The organism is Mycobacterium heidelbergense, from assembly GCF_050205645.1.
GTDB classification, from domain to species: Bacteria; Actinomycetota; Actinomycetes; order Mycobacteriales; family Mycobacteriaceae; genus Mycobacterium; species Mycobacterium heidelbergense_A.
In genome coordinates this window covers 1-7,712 of the sequence record NZ_JBNMQT010000044.1, presented here as the reverse complement: position 1 = coordinate 7,712, position 7,712 = coordinate 1, and the positions used below count along the sequence as shown (strand labels likewise).

Below are 7,712 nucleotides of genomic sequence, written 5' to 3'. Positions count from 1 at the left end.
CCGGTTGTTGGCGCTGCGGCTGCGTGAGCTGGCGATGGGCTATCGCGGCATCGGCGCGGCGCCGATGGGCGGTATGCCGGCCTCGGGGCTGGGCAACATGATGCCCGCCGGCGGTGGAGGCCTGGGCGCGTTGAACGGACTGTCGGGGTTGGCATCGGGGATACCCGCGTCGCTGGTGGGGAGTGTGCGCGGGGGTGCCGGCGAGCGGGGTGGTGAGTGGGATGCCTCGATGTTGGGCGGCGATGGCCGTGGCAGCGGGGCGGGGTTGCGGGCGGTGCAGTACGCGGAGACGAAGTTGGGCTGCCCGTATGTGTGGGGTGCGGCGGGCCCGCGTACCTACGATTGCTCGGGACTGTTGATGGATTCGTACGCTCATGCGGGGGTGCGGTTGCCGCGGATGACCTACGACATGATTCGTGTGGGTAGGGCGGTGGATCGTGCTGATGTGCGGGCCGGGGATTTGGTGTTTTCGAATTTCTCGGGTCGCGGGCCTGAACATGTGCAGCTCGCGGTGTCCTCGACGAAAGTGATTGAGGCACCGACCCCGGGTGGGCATGTCCAATATTCGGGATTCCCGCATGGGCGCGTGGTGGTGAAAAGAATTGTCGGATAACAATTTTACGGTGGGTATGTGACGGTGGTTGAGCCGGGCGCGGATAAGGGCGACGAGTCGCGTTGGCGCGGCCGTGGTTTGGGGTTGTCGACGCGGGTGCAGGTGTCGGGTCACATGTTTTTCGCGCGCCGCGCGGTGTTGGCGATGACTCGGCGGCGGGTGCGGATGGAGGCCGAGCCGGGGCGGCGCCAGTCGATGGCGATGCTGGCCGGGGTGACGCTCACCGCGGTGTTGTCTTTGGGGGCGTTGTTTTGGTCGTTCGTGCGCCCGGCTGGGTCGGCGGGGCAGTCGCGGATTTTGGCGGATCAGGATTCGGGTGCGCTGTATGTGCGGGTGGGCGACAAGCTGTATCCGGCGCTGAATTTGTCCTCGGCGCGGCTGATTGTCGGTGAGGCGGCCAACCCGGTTCGGGTGCGGCGCAGCGAAATTGACGCCCATCCGAGAGGGCCGCTGGTCGGGATCGCCGGAGCCCCGCAGGATATGGCGGCGACGTCGCCGGGCCGCTCGTCGTGGCTGGTGTGTGATGAGATCACCAAGGCCTTCGGGACGGCGGCACCGGAGCCGGTGACGGTGACCATCATTGACGGGCAGCCGGAGTTGGGGCCGCGCCGCCATGTGCTGGGCCCGGGTGATGCGATGGTACGTCGCTATGGGGATGCGGTGTGGTTGATCCGCGATGGCCGGCGTTCGCTGATCAATCAGGGTGCCCGGGCGGTGCTGTTGGCGCTGGGGCTGGGCGAGGATGCGGTGACGGGGTCGCGCCCGATGAGCCGGGCCCTGTTTGATGCGATTCCGGTGGGCCCGGAGTTGTCGGTGCCGGTGATTCCCGCTGCGGGGGCGCCGGCGCGGTTCGCCGGGGCGCCGGGCCCGGTGGGCACGGTGGTGTCGACTCCTCAGGTGGGCGGTCAGACGGCGTACTCGGTGGTGTTGACCGATGGCGTGCAGCCGGTGTCGCCGGTGGTGGCTCAGGTGCTGCAAAACGCCGGCCCGGCCGGTGCGGTGATGCCGGTGGTGGCGGGGCCGGTGTTGGCCAAGTTGCCGGTGGTGCAGACGTTGGACTTGTCGGCGTTCCCGCCCGCGCCGCCGCAGGTGATTGACAGCCAGCTCAATGCGGCCGCGTGCTGGCATTGGGAGAAGGTGGCCGGGGAGTCGATGGCGACGACATCGGTGATCGCTGGTCCGAGCATTCCGGTGGCCGAGTCGCAGGTGGACAAGGTGGTGGATTTGGTGAAGACCCCGGGCCCGCAGATGCAGGCCGACCGGGTGTATTTGGGCCCCGAGTACGCCAATTATGTGGTGTCCACCGGGAATTCACCGCAAGCTGCCACGGTGGAGTCGTTGTGGTGGATCTCGGAATCGGGGGTGCGGTTCGGGGTGCCACGCGAGGAGGACACCATGAACGCACTTGGTTTAAAGAAGCATTCGCCGAGTCCGGCGCCGTGGCTGGCGCTGCGGCTGCTGGCGGGCGGGCCGGCGCTGTCGCGCGCGGATGCGCTGGTACGCCACAACACGCTGCCGGTCGATGCCAACCCAGCTGAATTGGAGGTCCCTAAGTCATGAAGCATGGGTTTGCCCGCAAGGAGACCGCGGAGGCGCCGTCGTTTCGCCCTGAAACCATTGAGCTGCCAACACCGCTGAAAGTCCCACCGCCGCAAAGCAAACCGCTGTGGTCGGTGGTGTTGATCGTCGGCTTGATGGGTTTGGTCGGGGCGATGGTGTGGGTGTCGTTCGCTAGTGGGGCCCGCTCGTTCACCGGGGCGGGCTCGCTGTTTCCGATCGTGATGGTCGGTGGGCTGATGGCGATGCTGTTCGGCGGCCGCGGCGGGTCGGGAGAGATGTCGCGTTCCAAGCTGGATGCGCTGAGGGCGCGTTTTTGCATGGTCATGGACGAGCTGCGGGGAGCCACGTCGGAGTTGGCTGACCGGCTGGATGAGAATTACCGCTGGTATCACCCGGCGCCGGACACGCTGGAGGCCAGCGTGGGCAGTGTGCGGATGTGGGAGCGCAAACCCAACGGTTCTGATGCGTGGTTCGGGGTGGCCCGGGTGGGGCTGGGCATGACGGATTTGGTGGAGTCGCATACCGCGGTGTTCGCCGAGCCGCAGGACGCGCCCACCGATATTGAGCTCGAGCCGGTGACGGGCAAGGTTCTTCAAGAGTTCATGCAGTACCAGACGGTGGCTTACGGGGTGCCCGCGCTGGTGTCGTTGATGGTGGAGCCCGGCTATGAGCTGCGCGGCCCGCGTGAGCGGGTGCTGGCGTTGATGCGCGCGATCATTTGCGAGTTGGTGTTTTTCCACGGCCCTGATCATCTGCGCCTGGTGGTGGTGACTTCGGATGTGGCCGAGTGGGATTGGGTGAAGTGGCTGCCGCACGCCGGTGATCCGGCGCTCGAGGATGGCGCGGGCCCGGTGCGCATGGTGTATGGATCGGTGGCCGATTTCCTTGCCGCGCAAGCCGATGGGCTCTCGTTGCGGAGCCGCGGGGATTTCCGGGCCCGGCTGGGAGCATCGAAGGATCCGATTAGCCCGTTGCCGCACACGTTGATTGTGTGCGACACCGAGGTGGGCTGGGATCGTTTCGGAAGCTCCGAGGGGGTCAATGGGTTGACGTTTTTCGATGTCCGGGGTTCAGGTCGGGTTCCGGCGTGCGCTGATGTGCGCCGCGTGCTGCATATTGGTGAGAACGCGGTGATTTCGGCGGTGCCGCGCGATCCGGTGACGTGGGACGCCCAGGGCAATGAGCCGCAGTTTTTCGCCTACGCCGATCAGATCAGTCGCGATGCGGCCGAGACATTCGCCGAGCGGATGTCGCGGTGGCGGCTGGCCGAGGCCTACGAGGCGATCGAGATCCACACCGGCCAGCGGGTGATGGCTCGAGACATCTTGTCCTACTACGGTATTGAGGATGCCGCCAGTATTGATTTTGAGAAGGTGTGGGCGTCTCGCAGCGATATCAACTCCTCGCAGCGGCTGCGGGTGCCGCTGGGTAACCGCGCCGACAATAACGAGCTGTTTTTCGTTGACCTCAAAGAGGGCTCCCAAGGCGGGCAGGGCCCGCATGGGGTGATGGCAGGTACGACTGGGTCGGGCAAGACGATGATGTTGCGGGCGCTGATTGAATCCTTGATCTTGGGACACCCGCCGCAGAATCTGCAGTTCATGTTGGCCGACCTGAAGGGCGGCTCGGGTGTGCGGCCGTTTGCCGGGGTTCCTCATGTGGCGCAGATCATCACCGACCTTGAAGAGGACCAGAGTTTGATGGGCCGCTTCGTGGACGCGCTTGATGGCGAGATCGCGCGACGTAAAGCGTTGTGCGACTTGGCTGGTGCCGATGATGCGACCGAGTACAACAAGCTGCGCGCCGATCAGTTGTCGTCGGGGGCCGCGGAGGTGTTGCCGGCGCTGCCGGTGTTGATGGTGGTCATTGATGAGTTCGCTGAGCTGTTTAAGTTGATGGGCAGTGAGATCCAGGTGGCGCTGGATCGGATTTGTCGGCAGGGCCGGGCCTATTGGGTGCATCTGCACATGGCCAGCCAGCAGATTGACACCCGCGCTGAGGCGCTGTTGGAGAACATGGGGTATCGGCTGGCGCTGCAAACCAAGACACCGCAGGCGGCCGCGGCGATCGGTGTGCCGAACGCGGTGAACCTCAAGGGTTCTGGGCAGTGTTACTTCCTGGAGGGCAGCCCGTCGAATGGTAACGTGACGAAATTTCAGGGTGAGTTCTTGTGGCGGGAGTACCGCAAGCCTGGCACCGAAGACCTCGACGGCGGCCCGCAGGAGGGCCCTGCGGCGGTCAGTTATTTTGCGCCGCAACTATTTTCCACGGATTTTACTCCGCTGCCGCTGCCGGATGAGGCGGCGGACTCCGCGGTGACCGACGTGGCGCTCGGCGATGTCGAGGAGGAGGTGGCCGAGGCGCCCAGCGAGGGCGAGGACGCCGAGGCCGCCACGGCGTTGATGCGCCCGCAGGTGGGTCGCATCATCATCGATCAGTTGCGCCGCATCGACTTTGAGCCTTACCGGCTGTGGAAGCCGCCGCTGGATGCGCCGTGGAGCGTGGAGAAATTGGTGAACACTCATCTGGGGCGCCGCTGGGACAGCGAGTATGCGGCGACGCCGAATCTGGTGTTCCCGGTCGGGTTGGTGGACCGTCCGTTCAAGCATGACCAGCATCCGTTGACCGTTGACGTGTCGGGCCCGGGGGCCAACGTGTTGGTCGTCGGCGCGCAGGGCTCGGGCAAGACGACGGCGCTGCAGGATCTGATTTGTGCGGCGGCGATGACCCACACTCCTGAGCAGGTGCAGTTCTATTGCTTGGCGTTTTCCTCGGCGGCGCTGGGCAGTGTGGGCGGGTTGGCCCATGTTGGTGGGGTGGCGATGTCGCTGGATGGCGACGGTGTGCGCCGCACCGTGGCGGAGATGGCCGCACTGCTGGCCTCACGCAAGCGCAGCTTCGAGGCCACTGGCGTGATGTCGATGGAGGTGTTTCGCCGCCGCAAGTCCGGCCGTGAATCCGGGCCGCTGCCCGATGACGGTTATGGCGATGTGTTTTTGGTGATCGACAACTACGCCGCGCTGCTCAATGAGTATCCAGCGTTGGTCGAAGACAAGGTGAACCGACTGATCAAGGAAGGGCCGACGTTCGGTATTCACGTAGTGGCCGCGGTGTCGAAGAGCACCGACTTGCAGGTGTCGGTGCGCGGGGACTTCGGGTCTCGGGTGGAGCTGCGCTTGGCCGATATCAACGATGCCCAGCTGGTGGCCAAGCCGCGGCTGGCCGCGGAGGTTCCCTCGGGCCGGCCGGGCCGAGGCATGATCGGGCAGAACTACGAGCGCGCCGGCTGGGACCCGGTGGGGTTGCACACCTTGATGGCGCGCCCGGCGCTGGAGTCCACCGATAGTGAGGTGTTTGACTCACGCAGCGTGGCCGAGGCAGTGACCCGGGTGGCGAGCGGGTTTAGGCCGGCACCGAAGGTTCGCCGGCTGCCCCAGCGGGTCACACCAGGCGAGCTGGCCGCGCTGGCCAACGGGGATGGCCGGGCGGACTTGGCGCTGGTGTGGGCACTCGATGAGACCGAGCGTCCGGTGTTTTTCGACGGCCAGCATCTGATGATCACAGGACAAACCAAGTGCGGGCGCACCACGGCGTGCGCGACGTTGATGCGCGAGATTGGGCGGGTGTATGCCCCGGGTGCCGAGGCGGGCACAAGTCAGCCCGGCGCGGGGGCGGGCCGCCCGGCCGCGCAGGTCTGGCTGGTTGATCCGCGCCGCCAACTGCTGGGTGTGCTGGACAAGTCGTATGTGCAGCGCTTCGCCTCAACCCCGACGGCGGTCAAGCAGCGCATGGACGAGTTGGCCGCATTCCTGGGCCCGCGGATGCCTAGCGACGATGTGTCGGTCGATCAGATCGGGCAGCGGCACTGGCAGGGCCCGGAGGTGTTTTTGATCATCGATGATTCTGAGCGACTGCCGGCTGGGTTCGATTCGCCGCTGGTCCCGATCGCCCCGTTCGTGCAGGCGGGCGCCGACGTCGGGTTGCACATCGTCTACACCCGGTTGTTCGGGGCGTTCATGGCGGGGCTGGGGGCTGATCCGGTGCTGCGGCTGCTGCGCGATGCCACCGAACCGATGCTGGTGATGGATTCAGATCCGGACCCCGGTTTTGTGAAGGGCAAATGGAAGGGCCATTCGATGCCGCGAGGCCGCGGATTCTTGATGAATACACCCGAATCGGGCGAGTCAGGAATTTATGTCCAAGTGGCTGATGGTGGGTTCAACTAGATCTGCGATGGCCCGCGCATAAGTCCACGCGCGTCGATACACTTTTCTCATCAGACCGGGTAGATGGTCCGGTCAGGCCGGTTGCGGGAGGATTTCATGTTTGTTGAGGCGTTACCTGCGGGGATTGATGCGTCGGCGTCAGGGTTGGCGGGGATCGGGACGGCGGTAGCAGCGGGTAATGCTGCGGGTGCTGCGCCCACGCTGGGAGTGGTGCCGCCGGCACCCGAGCCTGCCTCGGTTTTGTTGGCTGCGGCGTTCGGCACGCACGCCGGGGTGTATCAGGCGACTCAGGCGATCGGGTCGGTCATTCACGCGATGTTTGTCGCGACGATGGGCGCCAGCTCGGTCGACTACGCCGCCACCGAGGCGGCCAACACCATCGCGATGGTCTAACCCCGGCGCTTGGCAGCCCAGGGCTATGGATTACGAGGTTCCACCGGAGATCAACTCGGGCCGGATGTATGCCGGCCTGGGTTCGGCGTCTTTGATGGACTCCGCGGCGGCGTGGCAGGCTCTGGCCGCGCAGCTGGGATCGGCTGGCGGGGCGTTCGGGGCGGTGATCGAAGCGCTGACGAGCACGGCGTGGCTGGGCCCGTCGTCGATGACGATGGCGTTGGCCGCCGCACCTTATGTGGTGTGGATGATCGCCACCGCCGAGCAATGCCAGGAGGCGGCGGCCGCGGCGGCCGCGGCGGCCGCGGCGTTTGAGGCCGCCCGCGCTGGGGTGGTGCCCCCGCCGGTGATCGCCCAGAACCGCGCTCAACTGGCGGCGCTGGTAGCGACCAACTTTATCGGTCAGAACACTCCGGCGATCATGGCCAACGAGGCCCACTACGCCCAAATGTGGTCCCAGGACACCGCGACAATGTACAACTTCGCCGGCCAGTCTGCGGGGATCACTGGGTCGCTGGTTCCGTTCCTGCCGCCGCTACCGAACTCCGATCCGATGGGGCTGGCCGCGCAAGCGGCCGCGGTGGGCCAGTCGAGCGGCACCTCAGCGGGACAGCAACCGCTGAATTTCGCCAGCAACGCCGGCTTGCCCGCCGGGTTGGACGCCCAAACGATGCTGTCGATGGGTCCACAGCTGGTTAGCTCGATTCCCCAAGCGCTGCAAGGGCTTTCCTCACCGCTCAGCGGCGGGTTGGGGTCAAGCGGGCTGGGTCAGTTCCAATCCCTGCTGAGCCCATTCATGAGTTTTATGAATCCGGGCATGTTCGGTGCGGGTGGGGCGTCGACGTTGACCAGCGCCGGCGGACCGGGCCTTGCCGGTTTGGGCGGGGCGGCCTCGGAAGTGGAGGCCGCCCCGCCCAAAC

5 protein-coding genes are annotated in these 7,712 nt (G+C 66.0%); all 5 read left to right on the top strand.

Features of this window, described 5'->3' with window-relative positions; all coding sequences use genetic code 11:
* A partial coding sequence (locus ACQI5H_RS24330; protein ID WP_427081850.1) for a C40 family peptidase occupies positions 1–613 on the top strand: 613 nt, incomplete at its 5' end.
* A gap of 18 nt (positions 614–631) precedes the next feature.
* A complete protein-coding gene (gene eccB, locus ACQI5H_RS24325; protein WP_427081849.1) occupies positions 632–2,173 on the top strand; it encodes a type VII secretion protein EccB in 1,542 nt (513 codons plus the stop codon).
* Complete coding sequence (eccCa, locus tag ACQI5H_RS24320; protein ID WP_427081848.1) at positions 2,170–6,399, top strand: type VII secretion protein EccCa; 4,230 nt, start codon at positions 2,170–2,172, stop codon at positions 6,397–6,399. The genes eccB and eccCa overlap by 4 nt, the downstream gene beginning before the upstream one ends.
* 96 nt (positions 6,400–6,495) lie before the next feature.
* On the top strand, positions 6,496–6,792 hold the full coding sequence (locus ACQI5H_RS24315) for a PE family protein (RefSeq protein ID WP_427081847.1): 297 nt from the start codon (positions 6,496–6,498) through the stop codon (positions 6,790–6,792).
* A gap of 25 nt (positions 6,793–6,817) precedes the next feature.
* On the top strand, positions 6,818–7,712 hold an 895-nt coding region (locus ACQI5H_RS24310; RefSeq protein ID WP_427081846.1), incomplete at its 3' end, for a PPE family protein.